The 492-nt window shown below is 50.2% G+C and carries 1 protein-coding gene; it reads left to right on the top strand.

Translation table 11 applies throughout. From position 1 onward, the window contains the following. Positions 1-97: 97 nt before the first annotated feature. Positions 98-492 (top strand): DUF3854 domain-containing protein (locus tag VJI93_RS08495; protein ID WP_324009276.1); only part of this gene is annotated, 395 nt, incomplete at its 3' end.

The raw sequence follows: 492 nt of genomic DNA on the forward strand, positions 1-492 counted from the left end.
TACCCATCGTATACCACCTCACCAAGAACCCCTATAATTATGGGCCGCCTGAATCATCTGCTGCGTAATGAGGCATTGATTCGGGGGTGATGGTATAATGGCTACTAACACAATGATTAATCCTGCGTCAGGCATGAACGCAGACCTTGCCAAATCAGGCATTGGTATTGAGCATATTCGTTCTAGGCCACTAGGCGCAACGGAACGTCATGCCACAGGTACTCCACAGCACGTGGAGGGCTATGTAATCCCGTACTTCGACATCAATGAAAAGGTCATTCCTTTTTATCGCGTCCGTCTGTTTGACTGGAAGCCGAAGTATAGGCAGGTTGCAAATCAGCCGAACCATATCTATTTTCCGCCAGGCTTCAGAAAGGCCTTGGAGAATGCACGGTGCATCATCATCACGGAAGGTGAGAAGAAGGCAGCCTGTGCAACTCGTTTTGGCTATGCAGCTGTAGGCGTCAGCGGGACCGACTCTTGGCGGAATCG

The organism is Parvimonas sp. M20, assembly GCF_035282425.1.
Lineage (GTDB): Bacteria > Bacillota > Clostridia > Tissierellales > Peptoniphilaceae > Parvimonas.